At 55.8% G+C, this 428-nt stretch carries 1 protein-coding gene; it reads right to left on the bottom strand.

Annotated elements, in window-relative coordinates; genetic code table 11:
• A partial coding sequence (locus FC47_RS10720; RefSeq protein ID WP_191978681.1) for a mucin-binding protein occupies positions 1–428 on the bottom strand: 428 nt, incomplete at both ends.

Below are 428 nucleotides of genomic sequence, written 5' to 3'. Positions count from 1 at the left end.
GGGTTGTCTGGCAATACATCAGCCGGCGTCTTTGGATTGTCTGGCAAAACCGTCACGTAAGAATGCTCAACCTTAACCGTTACATCCGGCGTGTTGGCACTAAACTTGATCGTAGCTGGCACGCTTTGACCATTCATCAGCTTCCAGCCGGCTGGCACCGTACTGTTCGTCTTCACCGTTTCATCGGTGTGCCCGCTGACTGGATCGCTCTTGACGACGTTGCCCTGTGCGTCAACGTACTTGATATGCATCGTCTGAGCGTTGGCCGCGTACGTAACCGTCACTGGCGTGTCCTTCGTCTCGCTCGTGACCGTCTGAGCCCCGACCGTGGCTTGACTTGGCGTGTAGCCATCAACTACTGGCACCTTGTATGCTGGCCATTCGGCTGTTGTCCAGTCGCCATAGACCACTGACCCGTCTACCTTGTC

Origin of the sequence: Limosilactobacillus mucosae DSM 13345 (genome assembly GCF_001436025.1) — a bacterium.
Classification (GTDB): domain Bacteria; phylum Bacillota; class Bacilli; order Lactobacillales; family Lactobacillaceae; genus Limosilactobacillus; species Limosilactobacillus mucosae.
This window is presented reverse-complemented; position numbering and strand designations above follow the sequence as displayed.